23 protein-coding genes are annotated in these 21,762 nt (G+C 34.3%); 19 read left to right on the plus strand and 4 right to left on the minus strand.

Translation table 11 applies throughout. The features are described 5' to 3' along the window. Window positions 1-4: 4 nt before the first annotated feature. From hutH to sucD, 9 genes are all read left to right on the plus strand, one after another. A complete protein-coding gene (gene hutH, locus BM253_RS10955; RefSeq protein ID WP_091523857.1) occupies window positions 5-1,498 on the plus strand; it encodes a histidine ammonia-lyase in 1,494 nt (497 codons plus the stop codon). Window positions 1,499-1,589: 91 nt separating this feature from the next. Next, window positions 1,590-2,825 carry an HD domain-containing protein gene (locus tag BM253_RS10960; RefSeq protein WP_091523861.1) on the plus strand — a complete coding sequence of 412 codons (1,236 nt, stop codon included), beginning with the start codon at window positions 1,590-1,592 and terminating at the stop codon, window positions 2,823-2,825. Window positions 2,826-2,847: 22 nt separating this feature from the next. Beyond that, window positions 2,848-3,873 carry a UDP-3-O-(3-hydroxymyristoyl)glucosamine N-acyltransferase gene (gene lpxD / locus BM253_RS10965; RefSeq protein ID WP_091523863.1) on the plus strand — a complete coding sequence of 342 codons (1,026 nt, stop codon included), beginning with the start codon at window positions 2,848-2,850 and terminating at the stop codon, window positions 3,871-3,873. 13 nt (window positions 3,874-3,886) lie between these two features. After that, on the plus strand, window positions 3,887-5,275 hold the full coding sequence (locus BM253_RS10970) for a bifunctional UDP-3-O-[3-hydroxymyristoyl] N-acetylglucosamine deacetylase/3-hydroxyacyl-ACP dehydratase (protein WP_091523867.1): 1,389 nt from the start codon (window positions 3,887-3,889) through the stop codon (window positions 5,273-5,275). A 21-nt stretch (window positions 5,276-5,296) separates the two neighbouring features. Further along, window positions 5,297-6,082 carry an acyl-ACP--UDP-N-acetylglucosamine O-acyltransferase gene (gene lpxA, locus BM253_RS10975; RefSeq protein ID WP_091523870.1) on the plus strand — a complete coding sequence of 262 codons (786 nt, stop codon included), beginning with the start codon at window positions 5,297-5,299 and terminating at the stop codon, window positions 6,080-6,082. 25 nt (window positions 6,083-6,107) lie between these two features. After that, complete coding sequence (gene efp / locus BM253_RS10980) at window positions 6,108-6,674, plus strand: elongation factor P (protein WP_091523873.1); 567 nt, start codon at window positions 6,108-6,110, stop codon at window positions 6,672-6,674. 7 nt (window positions 6,675-6,681) lie between these two features. Continuing rightward, on the plus strand, window positions 6,682-7,593 hold the full coding sequence (locus tag BM253_RS10985; protein WP_091523877.1) for a UDP-3-O-(3-hydroxymyristoyl)glucosamine N-acyltransferase: 912 nt from the start codon (window positions 6,682-6,684) through the stop codon (window positions 7,591-7,593). A 6-nt stretch (window positions 7,594-7,599) separates the two neighbouring features. Next, window positions 7,600-7,968, plus strand: coding sequence for a nuclear transport factor 2 family protein (locus BM253_RS10990; protein WP_091523880.1), 369 nt, complete (start codon window positions 7,600-7,602; stop codon window positions 7,966-7,968). Window positions 7,969-8,054: 86 nt separating this feature from the next. Continuing rightward, window positions 8,055-8,930: a succinate--CoA ligase subunit alpha gene (gene sucD, locus BM253_RS10995; RefSeq protein ID WP_091523883.1), complete on the plus strand. Its 876-nt coding sequence runs from the start codon at window positions 8,055-8,057 to the stop codon at window positions 8,928-8,930. 66 nt (window positions 8,931-8,996) lie between these two features. Here sucD and BM253_RS11000 read toward each other — a convergent pair whose 3' ends face one another. From BM253_RS11000 to BM253_RS11010, 3 genes are read right to left on the minus strand one after another with little or no spacing between them, the layout of a single operon-like run. Then, window positions 8,997-9,260, minus strand: a complete 264-nt coding sequence (locus BM253_RS11000) for a hypothetical protein (RefSeq protein ID WP_091523887.1) — start codon at window positions 9,258-9,260, stop codon at window positions 8,997-8,999. Between the two features lie 24 nt (window positions 9,261-9,284). Continuing rightward, window positions 9,285-9,737, minus strand: a complete 453-nt coding sequence (gene coaD, locus BM253_RS11005; RefSeq protein WP_091523891.1) for a pantetheine-phosphate adenylyltransferase — start codon at window positions 9,735-9,737, stop codon at window positions 9,285-9,287. Continuing rightward, on the minus strand, window positions 9,737-10,720 hold the full coding sequence (locus tag BM253_RS11010; protein WP_091523894.1) for a D-alanine--D-alanine ligase: 984 nt from the start codon (window positions 10,718-10,720) through the stop codon (window positions 9,737-9,739). The genes coaD and BM253_RS11010 overlap by 1 nt, the downstream gene beginning before the upstream one ends. A gap of 113 nt (window positions 10,721-10,833) precedes the next feature. Between BM253_RS11010 and BM253_RS11015 the strand changes: the two genes are divergently transcribed. The 8 genes from BM253_RS11015 to BM253_RS11050 are packed head-to-tail and all read left to right on the plus strand — an operon-like array spanning window position 10,834 to window position 18,930. Further along, window positions 10,834-11,457 (plus strand): PASTA domain-containing protein, encoded by a 624-nt coding sequence (locus BM253_RS11015; RefSeq protein WP_091523896.1) that lies wholly within the window; start codon window positions 10,834-10,836, stop codon window positions 11,455-11,457. Window positions 11,458-11,460: 3 nt separating this feature from the next. After that, complete coding sequence (locus BM253_RS11020; protein ID WP_091523899.1) at window positions 11,461-12,501, plus strand: RluA family pseudouridine synthase; 1,041 nt, start codon at window positions 11,461-11,463, stop codon at window positions 12,499-12,501. Between the two features lie 2 nt (window positions 12,502-12,503). Further along, window positions 12,504-12,968 carry a hypothetical protein gene (locus BM253_RS11025; RefSeq protein ID WP_091523902.1) on the plus strand — a complete coding sequence of 155 codons (465 nt, stop codon included), beginning with the start codon at window positions 12,504-12,506 and terminating at the stop codon, window positions 12,966-12,968. A 7-nt stretch (window positions 12,969-12,975) separates the two neighbouring features. Next, window positions 12,976-13,497, plus strand: a complete 522-nt coding sequence (locus BM253_RS11030; protein ID WP_091523906.1) for an NADPH-dependent FMN reductase — start codon at window positions 12,976-12,978, stop codon at window positions 13,495-13,497. Beyond that, on the plus strand, window positions 13,497-14,792 hold the full coding sequence (locus tag BM253_RS11035; RefSeq protein ID WP_091523909.1) for an anthranilate synthase component I family protein: 1,296 nt from the start codon (window positions 13,497-13,499) through the stop codon (window positions 14,790-14,792). The genes BM253_RS11030 and BM253_RS11035 overlap by 1 nt, the downstream gene beginning before the upstream one ends. Next, a complete protein-coding gene (tilS, locus tag BM253_RS11040) occupies window positions 14,744-16,099 on the plus strand; it encodes a tRNA lysidine(34) synthetase TilS (RefSeq protein ID WP_091523912.1) in 1,356 nt (451 codons plus the stop codon). Before BM253_RS11035 ends, tilS begins: the two co-directional genes overlap by 49 nt. Continuing rightward, window positions 16,096-18,072 carry a protein-disulfide reductase DsbD family protein gene (locus tag BM253_RS11045; RefSeq protein WP_091523916.1) on the plus strand — a complete coding sequence of 659 codons (1,977 nt, stop codon included), beginning with the start codon at window positions 16,096-16,098 and terminating at the stop codon, window positions 18,070-18,072. Before tilS ends, BM253_RS11045 begins: the two co-directional genes overlap by 4 nt. Before the next feature lie 9 nt (window positions 18,073-18,081). Next, window positions 18,082-18,930 carry a DUF2911 domain-containing protein gene (locus tag BM253_RS11050; RefSeq protein WP_091523919.1) on the plus strand — a complete coding sequence of 283 codons (849 nt, stop codon included), beginning with the start codon at window positions 18,082-18,084 and terminating at the stop codon, window positions 18,928-18,930. A gap of 73 nt (window positions 18,931-19,003) precedes the next feature. On the opposite strand, the gene BM253_RS11055 is transcribed toward BM253_RS11050, so the two are convergent. Next, window positions 19,004-19,585 carry a YdcF family protein gene (locus BM253_RS11055; protein WP_091523921.1) on the minus strand — a complete coding sequence of 194 codons (582 nt, stop codon included), beginning with the start codon at window positions 19,583-19,585 and terminating at the stop codon, window positions 19,004-19,006. A gap of 231 nt (window positions 19,586-19,816) precedes the next feature. On the opposite strand from BM253_RS11055, the gene purB reads away from it, so the two are divergent. Beyond that, window positions 19,817-21,163 carry an adenylosuccinate lyase gene (gene purB / locus BM253_RS11060; protein WP_091523924.1) on the plus strand — a complete coding sequence of 449 codons (1,347 nt, stop codon included), beginning with the start codon at window positions 19,817-19,819 and terminating at the stop codon, window positions 21,161-21,163. A gap of 6 nt (window positions 21,164-21,169) precedes the next feature. After that, window positions 21,170-21,616, plus strand: a complete 447-nt coding sequence (locus BM253_RS11065; RefSeq protein WP_091523928.1) for a lipocalin family protein — start codon at window positions 21,170-21,172, stop codon at window positions 21,614-21,616. The last annotated feature ends 146 nt before the right edge of the window (window positions 21,617-21,762 follow it).

Genomic DNA, 21,762 nt, shown 5'->3' on the forward strand with positions numbered 1-21,762 from the left:
GACCATGTCAGCAACACATTATATTAGCAACAGCACGTTGAGTTTAGAAGAGCTAAACACAATTATCGAAGAAAATCATACCTTGGCTTTATCAGAAGAAGCCATTGCAAACATTAATAAATGCCGTGAATATTTAGATAATAAAATGCAAACCGAAACCAATCCTATTTATGGAATCAATACCGGTTTTGGATCATTATACAGCGTTAAAATTTCAACCGAAGATCTAACTACATTACAAGAAAATCTAATGAAATCGCATGCTTGTGGTACAGGTGACGAAGTTCCTCACAGCATTGTAAAAATTATGTTGCTGTTAAAGATAAAATCATTGTGTTACGGTAATTCGGGCGTGCAATTGGTTACGGTTGAACGTTTAATCGATTTTTACAACAACAATATTTTACCGGTTGTTTATACGCAAGGTTCGTTAGGTGCATCGGGCGATTTATCTCCGTTGGCACATTTGTGTTTGCCTTTAATTGGCGAAGGCGAAGTTTTTATGAACGGAAACCGAATTACTGCAAAAAAAATGTTAGCCGAAAAAGGTTGGGAAACCATCACGTTGAAATCTAAAGAAGGTTTGGCGTTGTTGAACGGTACGCAGTTTATGAGTTCGTACGGAGCTTATATTTTGTTGAAGACCTCAAAATTATCACAATTGGCAGATGTGATCGGAGCTGTTTCTTTAGAAGGTTTCGATGGTAGAATTGATCCGTTTAACAATTTAATACACATTGTTCGTCCGCACAAAGGTCAGGTAAATACGGCTGTTTATATTTCCGAAATTTTAGAAGGATCAGAATTGATCAAACAACCTAAAAAACACGTTCAGGATCCATATTCGTTCCGTTGTATTCCACAGGTTCACGGAGCTTCAAAAGATGCCATTGAATATGTAGAAAAGGTTTTTAAAACCGAAATCAATTCGGTAACCGATAATCCGAATATTTTTGTAGATGAAGATTTAATTGTTTCGGGCGGAAATTTCCACGGACAACCATTGGCATTGGCTTTAGATTTCTTGGGAATTGCCTTGGCAGAATTAGGAAGCATTTCAGAACGCAGAACGTATCAGTTAATCTCAGGCTTGCGTAATTTGCCTCCGTTTTTGGTAAATAATCCGGGATTAAATTCAGGTTTCATGATTCCGCAATACACCGCAGCAAGTATCGTTAGTCAGAACAAACAATTGGCAACTCCGGCAAGTATCGATAGTATTGTTTCAAGCAACGGACAAGAAGATCATGTAAGTATGGGTGCCAATGCAGCTACAAAAACATTGAAAATTGTCGAAAATTTAGAACGAATTCTGGCAATTGAGCTATTTAACGCAGCACAGGCTTTAGAATTCCGCCGACCAGGAAAATCGAGTAATTTTATAGAAAACTTCGTAAGCGATTACAGAAAAGTTGTTCCGACTGTAGCAGAAGACCGTATTTTACATTACGATATTCAAAACAGTATTCAGTTTTTAAGCAATTATAAATTCAGTTAATTATACAAAATGCACTTTTAGTTATACAAAAGTGCATTTTTCTTTTGTGAAAATAGTTATATTTGCCTGATATTTCCACAACAAAATAGTTTTGACATCAGCAAATAAATTAAAAATTTTAAACGATCCTATTTATGGCTTCATAACCATACCCGCAACATTGTTGTACGATTTAATTCAGCATCCGTATTTTCAGCGTTTGCGCAGAATTAAGCAAATGGGATTGTCTTCTTTGGTTTATCCGGGTGCCGAACATACGCGTTTTCATCACGCTTTGGGCTGTATGCACATGATGCAGAAAGCCGTTCAGGTGTTGCGTTTCAAGAATGTAGAAATATCAAAAGAAGAAGAAGAGGCGCTTTATATTGCCATTTTATTGCACGATATTGGTCACGGACCTTTTTCGCACGCAATGGAGCACAGCATTGTGGAAAATATTCATCACGAAGAAATTTCGTTGCTTTTTATGGAAGCTTTGAATGAAGAGTTTGAAGGAAAGCTTTCATTGGCAATCGAGATTTTTAAAGGAAATTATCCGCGTAAATTCTTAATTCAACTTATATCTTCTCAAATGGATATGGATCGGATGGATTATTTAAAGCGCGATAGTTTTTACAGCGGTGTTGCCGAAGGAAACATTAATTCCGAACGATTGATCCAGATGATCAATGTTCATAACGATGTTTTGGTTGTTGAGGAAAAAGGTATATATTCGGTAGAAAAATTTTTGGTAGCACGCCGTTTAATGTATTGGCAGTGCTATTTGCATAAAACAAGTGTTGGTGCAGAATTGTTGTTATCTAAAATATTAAAACGTGCCAAGCAGTTAACGTTGCAAGGGGTTGATTTACCAGCGAGCAATGCACTGAAATTTTTCTTGGAGAACAATGTTCTAAAAGCTGATTTTAATAAAGAAGTTTTAAACAATTTTGCCTTGTTAGACGATGCCGATATTTACACCGCATTAAAAAACTGGCAGTTTCATACCGATAAGGTTTTGTCGTATTTAAGCAGTGCCATTGTAAACAGAAAATTGTTTCATGTGCAATTGGTTTCTAAAGATGATTTGATTTCAAAATTAAGTTATTATCAAGATTTATGTAAAGACAAACTTGAAGTAACTGATGAGTTGGATTATTTTGTTTTTGGAGATAAATTAAAAAATCAAGCATACGATTTAAAGGCAGATCCAATTCGGATTTTTACAAAGAACAAAGAAATTATCGATGTGTTAGAAGCATCAGATCAATACAATTTAAAGGCTTTGTCAGAGCCTGTTTATAAATACTTTATATGCTATCCGAAAAGCATTCATAAAGTTGGTTAAAAAATTAATATTTTTGTATTCAATGAAGATTACAGCAGAACAAATTGCCGAAGTTTTAAATGGAAATATTGTGGGCGATTCTACGGTTGAGGTTTTTAAGTTAGCCAAGATCGAAGAAGGCGAAGAAGGTTCTATTACCTTTTTGTCAAACTCAAAATACAACCATTTTTTATACACAACCAAGGCATCAATTGTAATTGTTAATAAAGATTTTCAACCGTTGCACGATGTAAAGGCAACCATGATTCAGGTTGATGATTCTTATAAAGCATTCACAAAAATATTAGAATACGCCAACCAAATCAAGTTAATGAAATCGGGTATCGAACAACCTTCGGTTTTATCAGAAGGAGTAGAATATGGAACCGATTTATATTTGGGAAGTTTTTGTTACATTGGTAAAAACACTAAAATTGGGAACAATGTAAAAATTTATCCTAATTCTTTTGTGGGCGATAATGTAACAATTGGCGATAATACGATCCTTTTTGCTGGTGCACGAATTTATTCTGAAACGGTAATCGGTAAAAACTGCGTGATTCATTCAGGAACAATTGTAGGATCAGATGGCTTTGGATTTGCTCCGAATACAGATGGTACATATTCTAAAATTCCGCAGATTGGAAATGTGATTATTGAAGATGATGTGGAAATTGGTTCATGTACAACCATTGACCGTGCCACATTAGGATCAACCATTATAAGAAAAGGTGTAAAGTTGGATAATCAAATTCAAATTGCACACAATGTAGAAGTGGGCGAAAATACCGTAATAGCTTCGCAAACAGGTATCGCAGGTTCTGCTAAAATTGGTAAAAACTGTGTTATTGGCGGGCAAGTTGGTATTGTAGGTCATATTGTCATTGGTGATAACGTACGCATTCAGGCTCAATCGGGTGTTGGTAAAAGCGTGAAAGACGGAGAAATTATTCAAGGTTCGCCGGCAATGACATACAACGATTTTTCAAAATCGTACGTGTATTTTAAAAAATTGCCCAATATTGTTAAAGAAATCGATCAGTTAAAAAAATCAAATAACGAAATATAAGTTAAAAATAGTTATGGTTAAACAGAAAACCATCGCCCAAGAAGTAACAATTAACGGAGTAGGTTTGCATACAGGTCAGCAAGTTGTTATGACTTTAAAACCTGCGCCTGTAAATAATGGTTTTACTTTTGTGCGAGTAGATTTACCGGGAAATCCTGTTATTGAAGCAGATGCTAACTATGTTGTTTCTACAGAACGTGGAACAAATTTAGAGCATAAAGGTGTACAATTACATACTACAGAGCATGTTTTGGCGGCTTTTGTTGGTTGTGATTTAGATAATGTTATTATTGAGCTAAATGCTTCAGAGCCACCAATTATGGATGGCTCATCTAAATTTTTTGTTCAAGCCGTTGAAAAAGCCGGAATTGTAGAGCAAGATGCAGAACGTAACGAATACATTGTTAAAGAAGTAATCTCGTACGTTGATGAAAGAACAGGTAGCGAAATTATCGTAATGCCTGCAGATGAGTATCAAATTACAACAATGGTAGATTTTGGTACTAAGGTTTTAGGCACGCAAAACGCTACGTTGAAAAACATGAGCGATTTTAAAAAAGATATTTCTGAAGCAAGAACTTTTAGCTTTTTGCACGAAATAGAAACTTTATTGGCGCACGGATTAATTAAAGGTGGCGATTTAAACAATGCGATTGTGTATGTTGATAAAGAAATATCAGACGAAACATTACAACGTTTAAAAGTTGCTTTTGGTAAAGACGATATTGCTGTTAAACCAAACGGAGTTCTTGATAATTTAACATTGCATTATCCAAACGAAGCCGCTCGACACAAATTGTTAGACGTTGTTGGAGATTTAGCATTGATCGGAACACGTATACGTGGAAAGGTTATTGCAAACAAACCGGGACATTTTGTAAACACGCAGTTTGCTAAAAAAATGTCGAAAATAATCAAAGCAGAACGTAGAAATCAAGTTCCTGTTTTTGATTTAACGAAAGAACCGTTAATGGACATCACCAAAATTATGGCAATGTTGCCACATAGATTTCCTATGCTTTTGGTAGATCGTATTTTAGAATTGTCTGATTCTCATGTGGTAGGCATGAAAAATGTTACCATGAATGAAGAGTTTTTTCAAGGACATTTCCCAGGTGCACCAGTAATGCCGGGCGTTTTAATTATTGAGGCAATGGCACAAACAGGAGGTATTTTAGCGTTAAGCACAGTACCAGATCCTGAAAATTATTTAACGTATTTCATGAAAATTGATAACGTACGTTTTAAACAACAGGTTTTACCGGGCGACACATTGATCTTTAAGTTAGATTTGATTACTCCAATTCGCAGAGGAATCTGTCACATGCAGGCTGTTGCTTATGCAAACGGTAAAATTGCTACCGAAGCAGAATTAATGGCACAAATAGTAAAAGCAAAATAGTAAATAAATAATTAAGTTAGAATGAATCAACCATTAGCATACGTTCATCCAGGAGCAAAAATTGCTAAAAATGTGGTAATTGAGCCTTTTACAACTATTCACAATAATGTTGAAATAGGTGAAGGTACTTGGATAGGGTCAAACGTTACCATCATGGAAGGAGCACGAATCGGAAAAAATTGTCGTATTTTTCCCGGCGCAGTTATTTCTGCCGAACCACAAGATTTAAAGTTCGATGGCGAGGAAACTACTGTTGAAATTGGCGATAATACAACAATTAGAGAGTGTGTTACCATTAACAGAGGTACAAAAGACAGATACCGCACGGCTATTGGTAAAAATTGTTTAATACAGGCTTACAGCCACATTGCGCACGATTGTATCGTGGGCGATAACTGTATCTTTTCAAACTCAAGCACATTGGCAGGTCACGTAACAGTTGGTGATTATGTTGTTTTGGCAGGTATGGTTGCAGTGCATCAGTTTTGTACAATCGGATCACATTCGTTTGTAACGGGTGGTACGCTTGTCCGTAAAGATGTTCCTCCGTACATTAAAGCTGCACGTGAGCCAATTTCTTATGTGGGAATTAATTCTGTAGGATTAAGAAGAAGAGGAATCGATTCAGAAAAAATAAAAGAAATACAGAATATTTATCGCGTATTGTATCAAAAGAATTACAACAATTCACAGGCAATCGAAATTTTAGAAACAGAGATGGAAGCAACTCCTGAACGTGACGAAATTATTCAGTTTGTACGTAATTCAACCCGCGGTATCATGAAAGGTTATACCGGAATTTATTAATAAATAAAAAATAAAAGCATAATTTATGGCAAGTACATCAGACATTAGAAACGGTTTATGTATTAAATTTAACAACGATATTTATAAAATTGTAGAATTCCTGCATGTAAAACCAGGTAAAGGTCCTGCGTTTGTAAGAACAAAATTAAAAAGTCTAACTTCTGGTAAAACACTAGATAATACTTTTTCTGCAGGTCATAAGATTGATGTAGTTCGTGTAGAAACTCATACTTTTCAGTATTTGTACAACGAAGGAAACGATTACCATTTTATGAATAACGAAACCTTTGAACAAATCACGTTAGAAAAAAATATTTTAGATGCTCCGGAATTATTAAAAGAAGGAACAAACGTAATGGTTCAGATTAATGCAGAAACAGAATCTCCTTTATCTGTAGATATGCCTGCATCGATCGTTTTAGAAGTAACTTATACTGAGCCTGGTGTAAAAGGAAATACGGCAACAAACGCTACAAAACCTGCTACGGTAGAAACCGGTGCGCAAGTTAACGTACCTTTGTTTATTAACGAAGGCGATAAAATTAAAATTGATACAGCTTCAGGAAGTTATATCGAACGTATAAAAGAGTAATTAATAAATGAGATTTCCTAAAACGTATCATTTAGAAAATATAGCAGAAATAATTGGGTGTTCCTTTGTAGGGGCTCCCGATTTTCCTGTTTTAGGAATGAACGAAATTCACGTGGTTCAAGTTGGTGAAATTGTTTTTGTAGATCACCCGAAATATTACGATAAAGCATTAAATTCAAACGCGACCATCATTTTAATTAATAAAGATGTTGAATGCCCAGAAGGAAAAGCTTTGTTGATTTCAGATGATCCTTTTCGCGATTTTAATAAATTGTCAACCTATTTTCGTCCGTTTCAGGCTTCATCAAATGCAATAGCAGAAACAGCTCAGATAGGCGAGGGAACAATCATTCAACCAAATGTTTTTGTTGGTAACCACGTTAAAATCGGTAAAAACTGTATCATTCATGCAAATGTTGTTTTGAACGATCATACCATAATTGGTGATAATGTAGTTATTCACGCCGGAACCGTTTTAGGTGCCGATGCTTTTTACTATAAAAAAAGAGCTGATTTTTTTGATCCGTTGATTTCTTGTGGTTCTGTTGTGATTGAAGATGATGTAACATTAGGAGCTTTATGTACGATTGATCGTGGAGTAACAGGAGAAACCCGCATTAAAAAAGGAGCTAAAATTGATAATCAGGTGCACATTGGTCACGATACCGTTATTGGCGAAATGTGTCTAATTGCGGCACAATGTGGTATTGCAGGTTGTGTGGTTATAGAAAATCACGTAACTTTATGGGGACAAGTTGGTACAACAAGCGGTATAACCATAGGTGAAAAAGCTGTAATTATGGCAAAATCGGGCGTTTCTAAAAGTCTTGCAGGTAATAAAATTTATTTTGGAGCTCCGGCAGAAGAAGCACGCGAATATTACAAGCACGTTGCAAAAGTTAAAAATTTAGTAAAGTAGGTAACAATGGAAAGTGCGTTAGAAATAGTCAGAAATTTTTACGAATCGGCAGGTATCTTAAACAAAACCTATTGTTTGGAGGTTTTTCATGAAGATATTCAGCTGGAATGGCACAGTTCTAAAGGACATTTGTTTTTAGAACATACCGATCTTTTGGCACTTTCTAAAGATTTAAAGCATTCGTATTTTGATCTGCGCGCACAAATTCATGATATAATGAGTGACGGCGATAAAGTAATGATTCGCTACACATACTATGTTAGAACATTTGAAAATCCTGAAGAAGAACTTGTTTTAGCTACCTTTTTTGTAGTTTGGCAAGTTAAAGACGGCAAGCTTTTTAAAGGCGTTCAAATGAGCCAACTTTCAAATTAATAAAAAATTAAAGTAAAAAATTTTAATATTATTCATTAACCCTTATTTTTGTAAAATAATTCAAAAAACGATAATTGTAAAAAATCATGAGTGTATTAGTAAACAAAGATTCTAAAATAATAGTTCAAGGATTTACAGGAAGCGAAGGAACATTCCACGCCTCTCAAATGATTGAATACGGTACAAACGTTGTAGGTGGTGTTACTCCTGGTAAAGGCGGAACTATGCATTTAGATCGTCCTGTATTTAATACAGTAAAAGATGCTGTTGAAAAAGCAGGTGCAGATACATCTATTATTTTCGTACCGCCGGCATTCGCTGCAGATGCGATTATGGAAGCTGCAGAAGCAGGTATTAAAGTAATTATCTGTATTACAGAAGGTATTCCGGTTGCAGAAATGGTTACTGCATACAACTATGTAAAAAACAAAGGAAATTGTCGTTTAGTTGGTCCTAACTGTCCTGGTGTAATTACTCCGGGTGAAGCTAAAGTTGGTATCATGCCAGGTTTCGTTTTCAAAAAAGGAACAGTAGGTATTGTTTCTAAATCGGGAACTTTAACATACGAAGCTGCAGACCAAGTTGTAAAACAAGGTTTAGGTATTACAACAGCTATTGGTATTGGTGGAGATCCAATTATTGGAACAACAACTAAAGAAGCGGTTGAATTATTAATGAACGATCCGGAAACAGAAGCAATCATTATGATTGGTGAAATTGGTGGACAATTAGAAGCAGACGCTGCACGTTGGATTAAAGAAAACGGAAACAAAAAACCGGTTATCGGATTCATCGCCGGTGAAACAGCTCCTAAAGGTCGTACAATGGGTCACGCAGGTGCAATTGTTGGTGGTGCTGATGATACAGCAGAAGCTAAAAAACGCATCATGAGAGAAAGCGGTATCCACGTTGTTGATTCTCCGGCAGAAATCGGTAAAAAAGTAAAAGAAGTTTTAGGATAATTTCTTTTTCCATATAATAAAAAAGCGATGATTTTACAGTCATCGCTTTTTTTGTTTAAGATGTTTTTATTCTTGATTTCTCCTCTTTATTTCAGTGTTTAGTTTACCTATATGAAAAATCATCGGTAAAAAGAATACTAGAGGCATTAAGGCTGGAATTGCTGATGATGTAAATGGCATATCTTCAACCCCATTTGTTATAAAAATATACATTAATATACCAATAGCTGTAATTGCCACAATTCCTAAACCAATTGCCACACCTTTAAGTAAATCTCTCCTTTTAATAAGTTGAGCAGTTGATAAATGTTCGAAAATATCTTTTTTCATTGATGTTTATGTTGTTTAGATAGATTATTTCTTTACCGCCTTTGGAACTAACAAACTATAATCACCATTATTGCGGATAAAATCACGTACAATGCTAGAACTGATAAACGATGTATCTACAGCAGTTAGCAAGAAAACCGTTTCAATACCCGAAACCAATCGGTTGGCATGTGCAATGGCTTTTTCAAACTCAAAATCGGCTGGGTTGCGTAAACCGCGCAATAAAAAATCGGCTTTTTGCTCTTTGCAGTAATCAATGGTCAATCCTTGGTAAAGATCTACTTTAACTTTAGGTTCGTTGGCAAAAGTTTCTTCAATAAAACGTTTGCGTTCTTCTAAACTAAACATGTACTTTTTTTCGGCATTTGTACCAATGGCAATGATAATTTCATCGAACAAAGGCAAAGCTCGGGTAATAACATCTACGTGTCCGTTGGTTATGGGATCAAACGAACCTGGAAAAACAGCTTTTTTCATTAAAAATGTGTTCTGGTTAAAGCTAATTCAATAGCGTTGTCAAACAATTCGTTTAACGAAATTCCTGCTTCGCGTGCTTGTTGCGGTAAAATACTTTCGGTTGTTAATCCTGGAACGGTATTCATCTCTAATAAAAACGGTTCACCGCTTACCAGGATAAATTCAGATCGAGAAAAACCATCCATCTTTAAAATAGTGTAAATACGTTTGGCAACATCTTCAACTTTCGCTTTTTCTTCATCGGATATTCTTGCAGGAGTAATCTCGCTCGATTTTCCTTCATATTTTGCTTCGTAATCAAAAAAGTCGTTTTCAGAAACAATTTCGGTTATTGGCAGAACAATTGTATCATTTTGATATTTTATCACACCAACCGAAACTTCTGTTCCCTTTAAATAACTTTCAATAATAATTTCATCGTCTTCTGCATACGCTTTGTCAATCGCAGGCAATAATTGTTCACTGTCTTTTACCATCGAAATTCCAAAACTGGAACCCGATTTGTTCGGCTTAACAAAGCAAGGCAATCCAACACGCTGAATAATCTCATCTTGAGCAATAACATCGCCTTTGTTCAAATAGTACGAAATGGCTGTTTTAATTCCGTAAGGTTTCAATACCGAAAGCATATCGCGCTTATTAAAAGTAAGTGCCGACTGATAGTAATTGCAAGACGTTTGCGGAATATTCAACAGCTTTAAATACGCCTGTATCAATCCGTCTTCTCCCGGTGTTCCGTGAATGGCATTAAAAACAACGTCGAATTGAATTTTTTGGTTGTTAACCGTTACCGAAAAATCGTTTTTATCAACAACAAAGCGATTATTTTGTTCATCAACATAAAACCAGCCTTCTGTTAAAATGTGTATTTTGTATAAATTATATTTAGTGCTATCTAAATGATTATAAACAACTTCGCCGCTTTTTAAGGATATTTTATATTCGCTAGAATATCCTCCCATAATAATTGCTACGTTTTTCATTTAATAATGTATTTTTATATTTTATTTTTGTAAGCTGTATTTGATTTACTTTAAAACAAATTTATAAAAATACACGTAACATAATTGATAACTTTGCTAAAATAAATAACTCTATGGGTTTTACATCATTTATAAAAAGTAAGCAATTTATTTTCTCGTTAATTGGGGCAGTAGTAATTATTGGTTTACTAATTTTTGGTAGTTTACAGTTTTTGAATATATATACACGTCACGGAAAAGAAATAACGGTGCCCGATTTAACCAAAATGAAGGTTGAAAAAGCTATGAACGCTGTTGCCGATAATGGTTTCGAGATTATTATTATCGATACAATTGATTACAACCCAAAGTTTCCGCCACTAACTATTTCAGAACAAGATCCCAAAGCGAATGATTTAGTTAAGCAAGGACGTAAAATTTATGTAAAGATCAATGCTAAAGGATATTCATCGATACGTTTACCTAATTTAGACGGAAGAACATTGCGCCATTCTACAGCTATTTTAGAATCGTTAGGTTTGGTAAAAGGACAAATTAAATACGAGCCAGATTTTGCTAAAGATGTTGTTTTGCGCATTGAACAAGACGGTAGAATTTTACGCGCAGGTGATAAAGTACTTAAAAATTCAAAAATCGATTTAATCTTGGGCGATGGTATGTTAGGATATACGCCAGAACCTGATTCTTTAGGGGAGATGTATGAAGATACTGCACCCGAAATCGATTCAATTTTTTAATGAATGACAGAAGATAACAATTTAATAGAAGACGAATTATACGAACATTACCGTTTTGAAGCCGGTAAAGGTCAGACGCCGTTGCGTGTTGATAAATTCTTGATGAATCTGGTTGAAAATGCAACTCGAAACAAAATTCAGAAAGCAGCAGATAACGGAAATATTTTTGTGAACGATGTTCCTGTAAAATCAAATCATAAAGTAAAAGCAAACGATGTGGTACGTGTTCTTATGGAACAACCACCGTTTGAAAATATCATCATTCCAGAAAACATTCCGTTGGATATTGTTTATGAAGATGATGATTTACTGGTAATTAACAAACCTGCAGGTTTGGTGGTGCATCCTGGTCACGGAAATTATACCGGAACGTTGGTAAACGCTTTGGCGTATCATTTCGAAAATTTGCCTTTAAATAGTTCCGAACGTCCTGGCTTGGTGCATAGAATTGATAAAGACACCACAGGATTATTGGTTATTGCCAAAACCGATTGGACCATGAGTGAACTGCAAAAACAGTTTGCCGAAAAATCAACTGAGCGTGAATATATTGCCATTGTTTGGGGAAATGTAGAAGAAAACGAAGGAACAATAGAAAGTTATATTGGTCGACATAAAGTTGATCGTATGCAAATGGCTTCGTTCCCAGATGATTCAACCGGAGCAAAATATGCAGTTACACATTATAAGGTGATTGAACGTTTGGGATATGTAACCTTGGTTTCATGTAGATTAGAAACCGGTAGAACACACCAAATTCGCGTGCACATGAAAGCTATCGGACATACGTTGTTTAATGATGAACGTTACGGTGGTGAGAAGATTTTAAAAGGAACAACTTTTACAAAATACAAACAGTTTGTAGAAAACACGTTTAAAGTATTGCCGAGACAAGCGTTGCATGCCAAAACGCTTGGTTTTATGCATCCGATTAAGAAAGAGTTCATGCGTTTTGAAACTGATTTACCAACAGATATGGTTCAGGCTATTGATCGTTGGCGAAACTATTCAAGCAACCACGAAATTGTTGAAGAAGAAGATTAATTATGACCATAATTAAATTAAGAGGAGTAAATTTAGAAAGCGATATCAGATTAAGTCAGCTTTACAATCAGTTTGATATTCTTTTAAGCGAATTAAGAAACAAGCAATTGCCAAATGCTATTGTTGAAACAATCAACAAAGAGGTTGAAGAAATTAACACCTCAAATTCTTTAACAACTAACGATTTAAGAAAAGTAATCAAGAAAAAGCAAACGACGATTTTAAGGTTATTGGAAAAAGAACTAAAGTTAGTTCCTAAAAATTATTACAGAACGCTTTGGTTGGCACTCGGAATGACCGTTTTTGGCATGCCATTAGGTGTTCTTGCAGGCGTACTTTTAGGAAAACCGGGTTTGTTTGCTATAGGTTTACCTATTGGTGTGGCAATTGGCGTAACGGTTGGCACAGCAATGGATAAAACTGCCGCTAAAGAAAACAGACAACTGAATTTAGAAATTAAATACTAAAAGAATTATGCTGGTATTTGTAGGAAGCAATTCATCAAAATCAATCAACGTACAGTTAACAAAAGCGGTTTTAAAAGAACTGAATGTTAAGCATACATTTGTTGATCTTAAAACATTAGATATTCCTTTATTTAGTGAAGATTTAGAACGCGAAATTAAATCACCTAAAGGAATTGTTGCTTTAAAAGATGAGATCAACGCTTTCGAACATATTTTCATTACCACAAACGAACACAACGGCAATTTATCAGCGTTTTTTAAAAATATAATTGATTGGTTGTCGCGTGCAGATAAAAGCTTTTTGCAAGGAAAAAAGATTTTTATTTTAAGTACATCAAACGGAAAACGCGGTGGTTTAGGTGCAAACGAAAGTTTACAAAAAATGATTGAACGTTTTGGTTGCGAAGTTTATGAAAGTTATGCATTTTCATCTTTTTCAGAAAATTTCAACAAAGAAGCACAAAAAATTACAAATAAAGATTTCTTACAAGAAATCGAACAAAAACTAAACAGAATTTTAAAAAGTTAATGCAACGGTTTTCAAAAACGTATCAAGTAGAAAATATTTCCGGTTTTAAAAGGCAAATGCTTCAGTGGGCGCAACAGTTTCGCGAAGTTGTTTTTTTAGAATCGAACAATTACAAAGCCAAATACAGCACACACCAGGCTGTTTTGGCTTTTGATGCTTTTACGCTGCTGCAAACCGATTATTTTAATGCGTTCGACCAATTAAAAGAGTATCAAAATAATACCAACGACTGGCTTTTTGGTTATTTAACGTACAATTTAAAGAACGATGTGGAACGGTTAAAATCAAATAATTTTGATGGATTGAACTTTCCCGATTTATTGTTTTTTCAACCAAAGAAACTTATTTTTTTCGAAGATGATTTGGTTCGATTTGAATATCTGGGAATGTGTGATGACGAAATGGATGATGATTTCCAGCAGATTATTTCAACTGAAATAGTCAAATCAGATCAACAACAAAAAATCAACGTAGAAAGTAAATTAACGTTCAACGAATACGAAGCCGGATTTCAAAAAGTAATCAGTCATATTCAGCGTGGCGATATTTACGAAGCCAATTATTGTATGGAATTTTTTGCAGAAAACGTGCAGTTGAATTCAAATGATTTGTTTTGGAAACTTAACGAAATTTCCGAACCGCCTTTTGCGTGTTTTGCCAAGTTCAATAAACATTTTGTAATGAGTGCTTCACCGGAGCGTTATATTAAAAAAGACGGTTTAAAAATAATTTCGCAACCCATTAAAGGAACTGCAAAACGCGGAACTAATGAAGAAGAAGATATACTTTTAAAACAAAATCTAGCATCAAACAAAAAAGAACAATCAGAAAATGTAATGATTGTAGATTTGGTTCGGAACGATTTATCTAAAACTGCAATAAAAGCATCTGTACAAGTCGAAGAATTGTTTGGAATTTACACGTTTAAACAGGTTCATCAGATGATTTCCACCGTTGTTTCTGAAGTTTCTACAGATCAAAATCCGGTCGATATCATCAAATCAACCTTTCCAATGGGAAGTATGACAGGCGCTCCAAAACTATCGGCAATGAAAATCATCGAGGAAGTCGAAAAAACAAAACGCGGGCTATACAGCGGTGCTATTGGTTATTTTTCGCCTGATAATAATTTCGATTTTAACGTGGTGATTCGCACAATTTTGTATAATCAGGAAAATAAATACGCATCGTTCAGTGTGGGTAGCGCCGTTACAATCAATGCAAATGCTACAGATGAGTACAACGAATGTTTGTTGAAAGCACAGGCAATGCAAAAAGTTTTACAGCAATGTTAGATCAATTTAAACAACATATCGCCCAAAAATTTCCCGAATCAGTAAGCGGAAAAACGTTGCTTGCAGTAAGCGGTGGAGTGGACAGCATGGTGTTGTTGAATTTGTATTGTGCTTTAAAGTTGGATTTTGCTGTTGCACATTGCAATTTTCAGTTGCGTGGTTCAGAAAGTGATTTAGACGAAAAATTGGTTGTTGATTTTTGTAAGAAAAATCATATTTCATGTTTTATTGAGCGATTTGAGACGATGCGGTTTGTTGTAAGCAGAAAAGTTTCCATTCAAATTGCAGCTCGTGAATTACGATACAATTGGTTTAAACAGATTTGTATCGATCATGATTATCAGTTTGTTGCAACGGCACATCATTTGGACGATCAAGCGGAAACGTTTTTAATCAATTTTACACGCGGAACAGGCATTGATGGTTTGGTGGGAATTCCCGAAAAAAACGAAAATATTATTCGACCATTATTGAATTTTTCTCGAGACGAAATTTTGAATTATGCTAATGACAATGGAGTAGAGTGGAGAGAAGATCAATCAAACGCTACAACGAAATACTTGCGAAATAAAATGCGTCATTTGGTGCTTCCAGTTTTAAAAGAAGAAAATACAGAATTTTTAAAATCGTTTCAAAATACATTGAACCATTTAAAACAAACACAACTTTTAGCAAACGATGCCGTTGCTTTTTTCGAAAAAGAGTGTCTGAAGATAAATGAAGATCAACTGGAAATAGATTTAGAAAAAGCAGAGAATTTCATCAATAATAAGATCTATTTGTTACAGGTTTTGAAGAGGTTCCGTTTCAGTTCTATTAGTGAAATTGAAAAGATATGTTCATCAGAAGCCGGTAAAGTGTTAAAAAACGATCAATATACGATTTTGAAAGATCGGAAAAAACTAATCGTTTTTGAAGAAAAATCGGTATCAAGCAATATTTTTTATATTAAAAGCAAAGATGATGTTTTAAGTATTCCTATTTTTATGAATATATCAGAAGTAGAAAAGGAAGAATTTAACTCGGATAAATGTACTATTTTCGTAAATTCGAATCTTTTAAAATGGCCTTTGAAATTAAGACGAAAACAAACGGGTGATTATTTTCAGCCTTTTGGAATGAGTGGAATAAAAAAAGTGGCGAAGTTTTTTAAAGACGAAAAACTATCTAAAATTCAAAAAGATAATACGTGGATTTTGGAAAATGGAGATGGAAAAATAATTTGGATTGTTGGTTTACGTGCCGATGATCGTTTTAAAATAACAAGCAACAATCAACAAAACTATAAAATAACTTTAAACCAATGAGAAATTTACTCACAGCGCTGGTTTTATTTGTAACCAGTTTGGGGTTTTCACAGGTGCAAGATCCTGTAAAATGGAAAACGAGTATCGAAAAAATTTCAGATACAGAGTATCAACTTAAGTTTGATGCTACAATTGAAGGCGAATGGCATATGTATTCGCAGTTTACGCCAGAAGGCGGACCACTTCCTTTAGAGTTTCTTTATAACAATGCCCAAGGAAATTATGAACCGCAAGGCAAAGCAAAAGAGAGTGAATATACTAAAAAATTCAATGATATTTTTGGTGTAGATGAATATTATTTTGCGAAAGAAGCACATTTTACACACAACATAAAAATTACAAACCCTGATGTAAAAAACATTCAGATAGAGCTTTCTTACCAAGCTTGTATTGAAATGTGTATTCAGCAAAACAAGTTTTTTGTGTTCGATTTAGCTACGGTTTCATCAAAGGAAGTTCAAAATTTTGAAGACCTAGCAGCTACAACAGCAAGCAACGATACAGCTAAAGCAAAACCGGCAGCAGAAAATCCATCGACCGATAAATCAGAAAAAAAAGGTTTATGGTCGATTTTTATTATCGCATTTTTCTCGGGTTTCGCAGCATTGTTAACTCCATGTGTATTCCCAATGATTCCAATGACAGTAAGTTTTTTTACCAAACAAAGTAAATCACGAGCTAAAGGAATCAAAAATGCAATTATCTACGGTTTATCGATCATTATTATTTATGTATTATTAGGATTAATTGTAACCAAAATTTTTGGTGCCGATGCGTTAAATGCATTGTCAACAAACGTTTGGTTTAATGTTATTTTCTTTACCTTATTAGTGGTTTTTGCATCATCTTTTTTAGGAGCGTTCGAAATTATGCTTCCAAATTCATGGGCAAATAAAGTAGATCGTCAAGCTGATCGTGGCGGTATGATCGGTATCTTTTTCATGGCATTGGCATTGGCAATTGTATCGTTTTCATGTACAGGACCTATTGTTGGAACATTATTGGTAGAAGCAGCTTCTAAAGGCGGAACGGCTCCGTTAATTGGTATGTTTGGTTTTTCATTGGCATTGGCATTACCATTTATGTTGTTTGCAATGTTCCCAGGTTGGTTAAATTCTATGCCGCGTTCTGGTGGATGGATGAATACGGTAAAGGTTTCATTAGGATTTTTAGAATTAGCTTTGGCTTTAAAATTTTTATCGAATGCCGATTTAGTTTTACAGAAACATTGGATAGAGCGCGAAGTATTCTTGGCAATATGGATTGCTATTTTTGCAGCTTGGGCAATTTATTTGTTCGGAAAAATTCAGCTACCGCACGATTCTAAATTAGATAAAATATCAGTAGGTAGATTATTTATGGCATTGCTGGTATCAACTTTCACCATTTATTTGGTTCCCGGATTATGGGGAGCGCCGTTAAAATTAATTTCAGGATTCCCACCACCAATGACGTATTCTGAAAGTCCGTATGGTGTAGGAAATTCTAAAGGAGGAACATCTTCTTTAAGTGAAATTCCAGATGGTGCAAAAGAAGGTCCGCAGGGAATTATCACTTTTACAGATTACGATAAAGGTATGGCTTATGCAAAAGAGGTCAACAAACCGGTTTTATTAGACTTTACTGGACACGCATGTGTTAACTGTCGTAAGATGGAAGAAAACGTTTGGTCTGAAACAAATGTGTTAAATATTTTAAACAACGACGTAGTTTTAATATCTTTATACGTTGATGAGAAGAAAGAATTGCCGGAAGCAGAACAGTATGTTTCTAAAACAACGGGCAAGAAAATAAAAACAGTAGGTAATAAGTGGAGTGATTTCCAGATAGAAAAATATCAGGCAAATGCACAACCTTATTATATTGTTTTAGATAATGAAGGAAATTCGTTAAACACGCCGGTTGGTTATACACCGGAAGTTTCAGAATACGAAAATTGGTTAAAAGAAGGAGTAACAAATTATTCAAAATAAATTTAAAAAATGAAAAAATTACTAATAGCAGCAACGTTATTTGTGGCAACACAGGTAAATGCACAAATTAAAACGCCACAGGCAAGTTTAAAATCAGAAATCGATCAAACAGTTGGTTTAACAAATGTTAGTGTAGATTATTTCCGTCCGGCTAAAAAAGGTCGTTTGGTTTTTGGAGATTTAGTTCCTTACGGAAAAATGTGGAGAACAGGTGCAAATCAAAATACTGTTATTGAAATTGATACCGATATCGAAATAAACGGTAAAAATTTACCAGCAGGTAAATATGCATTATATACATTGCCAAAGGCAGAATCTTGGGATGTAATTATCTACAAAACGACAGATAACTGGGGATTGCCTCAAAAATGGAATGACAGCGATGTAGTTGTAAAAACATCTGTAAAGCCTGAAACATTAAATAAAGATGTGGAGTATTTTACAATTGATATTACGCCTCAAAATAACGAGCAGGGAACAATTGATATTTCATGGGAAAAAACAATAGTTCACGTTCCGTTTAAAGTGCCAACGCACAAAATAGCAATGGAAAGTATTAATGCGAACATTAACGAAAACTCTAAAGCTACAGATTATTATGCAGCAGGTGTTTATTTGTTTACATCAAATACTGACGTTAAAAAGGCGTTAGATTATGTAAATAAATCAATTGCAATGCAAAACGGCGAAGCTCCTTTTTACATGTTGCGTCAAAAATCATTGATTCAGGCAGCAAACGGTGATAAAAAAGGTGCGGTAGAAACAGCTAAGAAATCGTTAGAAGCTTCAGAAAAAGCAGGAAACGAAGATTACGTAAAGATGAACAGAAACTCAATTTTAGAATGGAGTAGATCATAAATAAGAAAACGTCCCAATATTGGGACGTTTTCTTATTCTTTAAATAATGAAATATTGTTTTGTGTTTAAATTTTCAATAGAATATTCTATAAATCTGATATGTTATATAGAAAAAACTTTCTCTCATTAAAAAGGTTAATTTTTTGTTTGTTGATTTGCATTGGCTGGTTTTTGTAGGAGATGTGTGTGCGCTAATATTAAAATCTTTTGCTATTAAAACAGCTCTTTTCATATGTAGCGGATCGCTAATTAATAGAGCTTTTGAAAAATTATTTTCAATCATTATTTCTTTTGCAAACTTTAAATTTTCTTGAGTAATTTTTGATTTTTCTTCAATAAATATATGTTTAGAATTAACTCCAAGCCTTTCGGCATATTGTTTTGCAACATAAGATTCCGAAAATCTCTTACCATCTGCTTTTCCACCTGTAAAAATTATTTTCTTTATATATCCATCTTTATACAAAGCAATACTGTGATTAATTCGCTCTCTGAAAACCGGAGAAGGTTCATCGTTCCAAATTCCTGCTCCTAAAACAATACCTACATCAGCTTTTTGAGTTTCATCTTTCTTGGAATAATTAGTAATATTAAAACACGTTATAATAAAGTATGTTATTAAACATACCCAAATAGAAATACTGACAATTTTTATCCTTTTAAAAACATTCTTTTAATATTTTTAGTTTATTATAAAATGTTCAATATCAAATATACAAAACTTCGTCAATAATAAATATTTGATAAAGTAGTGTTATTTACTTACTAAGAGGTAATTAATATTTGTACTCACAACTTTCGATTTTATAAATTCAAAATAAAATAAGTTTTTTTAAACTGTAAATACGCAGTATATTTGTTTCTTTAAAAAATATTGGAAATATTTATGTTAACAGAATTAAATGCTATTTCTCCGATCGATGGAAGATATAGATCAAAAACAGCTCCATTAGCAGATTATTTTTCGGAAGAAGCCCTTATAAAATATCGCGTTTTAGTAGAAATTGAATATTTTATTGCTTTGTGCGAATTGCCATTGCCGCAGGTTGCAAACGTATCTAAAGATTTGTTTTCTGAATTGCGAAAAATTTATAACGATTTTTCTACAGAAGATGCACTTTGGATCAAAAACACCGAAAAGACAACCAATCACGATGTTAAAGCTGTTGAATATTTCATAAAACATAAATTTGACCAATTAGGTTTACAGGAATATAAAGAGTTTATCCATTTTGGATTAACCTCTCAAGACATCAACAACACGGCGATACCTTTATCAACCAAACATGCGTTCGAAAAAGTGTACATGCCAACTTTTATCCAATTGGTTAACAAATTAAAGGAGTTGAGTGTTGAATGGAAAGATATTCCAATGCTGGCGCGTACGCATGGGCAACCTGCATCGCCAACGCGTTTAGGAAAAGAAATTCTGGTTTTTGTTGTTCGTTTAGAAGAGCAGTTGCGTTTGTTGAACAATATTCCGTTTGCAGCTAAATTTGGTGGAGCAACTGGAAACTTCAATGCACATAAAGTTGCTTATCCACAAAATGATTGGCAGGCTTTTGGCGAAAATTTTGTTGAAGGAATTTTAGGATTGAAACATTCGTTCCCAACCACACAAATTGAACATTACGATCATTTTGCTGCTTTTTGTGATGCTTTAAAGCGTATCAACAACATCATTATTGATTTAGACCGCGATGTGTGGACGTATGTTTCAATGGAATATTTCAAACAGAAAATCAAAGCTGGTGAAGTAGGCTCATCTGCAATGCCACATAAAGTGAATCCGATTGATTTCGAAAATTCTGAAGGAAATTTAGGTATCGCCAATGCAATTTTTGAGCATTTGGCTGCAAAATTGCCAATTTCTCGTTTACAGCGCGATTTAACCGATAGTACCGTTTTAAGAAACATCGGCGTTCCGTTTGGTCATACAATCATTGCATTTGAAGCTACCTTAAAAGGTTTAAACAAATTATTGTTGAACGAAACCAAGTTTGCAGACGATTTAGAAAACAACTGGGCGGTTGTTGCAGAAGCAATTCAGACCATTTTACGTCGTGAAGCATATCCGAATCCGTACGAAGCATTAAAAGATTTAACCCGTACTAACGATGTAATCAATCAAAAATCGATTCACGCTTTTATCGATACATTAAATGTTTCTGTTGAGGTTAAGAACGAATTAAAACAAATAACTCCGAGCAATTATTTAGGAGTTTCAATTTAGAAAAATATGAAAAAAATTATTGTTACTTTATTTTTAGCATTGGCATTTGTTGGATGTAACGATGACGACAAACAGGTTGATGTTTTGGTTGGGAAATGGTATCCGCAAGGTGTAATCATTAATGGTGAAAACACACCTTATGCAGAAAATTCAAACTGCGAAAAAGATTACTTACAATTAAATGAATTTAATTCGTTTGAAATTGTTGATTATACAGAAAGTAATGTAGTTGGAAAAACAACACCAGTACCACCGTGTCCGTCACAAAAATTTTACGGATCATATACAGTTATAAACAACGAATTGAAATTTCATGGATCTAACTTTTTTCAAGGTGGAGAAATTGTTGAAAAATCTGCAGATCAGTTAAAACTAAAACGTATGATAGATGTAAACGGCGACGGAACAGATGATGAAGTAATTGAAGTTTTCATGAAGCATTTAGCAGAATAAATCATAAAAAGAAGGTGTCTAAAAAGGTCACCTTCTTTTGTTTATAACGATTTTTTTTATAATATCTATTTTTATTAAGCAGCGAGAAGTTCAAGACTTCTCATTTGTTTGATTTTAGTGTCCACACCAGATTTGCAACTAATTTT

The organism is Paenimyroides ummariense, assembly GCF_900115115.1.
In the GTDB taxonomy this organism is placed as follows: Bacteria; Bacteroidota; Bacteroidia; order Flavobacteriales; family Flavobacteriaceae; genus Flavobacterium; species Flavobacterium ummariense.

Bases quoted from the DNA above. Each gene is read 5' to 3' on its own strand.
- hutH (WP_091523857.1), top strand. From the start codon at position 5: ATGTCAGCAACACATTATATTAGCAACAGCACGTTGAGTTTAGAAGAG.
- lpxD (WP_091523863.1), top strand. From the start codon at position 2,848: ATGAAGATTACAGCAGAACAAATTGCCGAAGTTTTAAATGGAAATATT.
- BM253_RS10970 (WP_091523867.1), top strand. From the start codon at position 3,887: ATGGTTAAACAGAAAACCATCGCCCAAGAAGTAACAATTAACGGAGTA.
- lpxA (WP_091523870.1), top strand. From the start codon at position 5,297: ATGAATCAACCATTAGCATACGTTCATCCAGGAGCAAAAATTGCTAAA.
- efp (WP_091523873.1), top strand. From the start codon at position 6,108: ATGGCAAGTACATCAGACATTAGAAACGGTTTATGTATTAAATTTAAC.
- BM253_RS10985 (WP_091523877.1), top strand. From the start codon at position 6,682: ATGAGATTTCCTAAAACGTATCATTTAGAAAATATAGCAGAAATAATT.
- BM253_RS10990 (WP_091523880.1), top strand. From the start codon at position 7,600: ATGGAAAGTGCGTTAGAAATAGTCAGAAATTTTTACGAATCGGCAGGT.
- sucD (WP_091523883.1), top strand. From the start codon at position 8,055: ATGAGTGTATTAGTAAACAAAGATTCTAAAATAATAGTTCAAGGATTT.
- BM253_RS11000 (WP_091523887.1), bottom strand. From the start codon at position 9,260: ATGAAAAAAGATATTTTCGAACATTTATCAACTGCTCAACTTATTAAA.
- coaD (WP_091523891.1), bottom strand. From the start codon at position 9,737: ATGAAAAAAGCTGTTTTTCCAGGTTCGTTTGATCCCATAACCAACGGA.
- BM253_RS11010 (WP_091523894.1), bottom strand. From the start codon at position 10,720: ATGAAAAACGTAGCAATTATTATGGGAGGATATTCTAGCGAATATAAA.
- BM253_RS11015 (WP_091523896.1), top strand. From the start codon at position 10,834: ATGGGTTTTACATCATTTATAAAAAGTAAGCAATTTATTTTCTCGTTA.
- BM253_RS11020 (WP_091523899.1), top strand. From the start codon at position 11,461: ATGACAGAAGATAACAATTTAATAGAAGACGAATTATACGAACATTAC.
- BM253_RS11025 (WP_091523902.1), top strand. From the start codon at position 12,504: ATGACCATAATTAAATTAAGAGGAGTAAATTTAGAAAGCGATATCAGA.
- BM253_RS11030 (WP_091523906.1), top strand. From the start codon at position 12,976: ATGCTGGTATTTGTAGGAAGCAATTCATCAAAATCAATCAACGTACAG.
- BM253_RS11035 (WP_091523909.1), top strand. From the start codon at position 13,497: ATGCAACGGTTTTCAAAAACGTATCAAGTAGAAAATATTTCCGGTTTT.
- tilS (WP_091523912.1), top strand. From the start codon at position 14,744: ATGTTTGTTGAAAGCACAGGCAATGCAAAAAGTTTTACAGCAATGTTA.
- BM253_RS11045 (WP_091523916.1), top strand. From the start codon at position 16,096: ATGAGAAATTTACTCACAGCGCTGGTTTTATTTGTAACCAGTTTGGGG.
- BM253_RS11050 (WP_091523919.1), top strand. From the start codon at position 18,082: ATGAAAAAATTACTAATAGCAGCAACGTTATTTGTGGCAACACAGGTA.
- purB (WP_091523924.1), top strand. From the start codon at position 19,817: ATGTTAACAGAATTAAATGCTATTTCTCCGATCGATGGAAGATATAGA.
- BM253_RS11065 (WP_091523928.1), top strand. From the start codon at position 21,170: ATGAAAAAAATTATTGTTACTTTATTTTTAGCATTGGCATTTGTTGGA.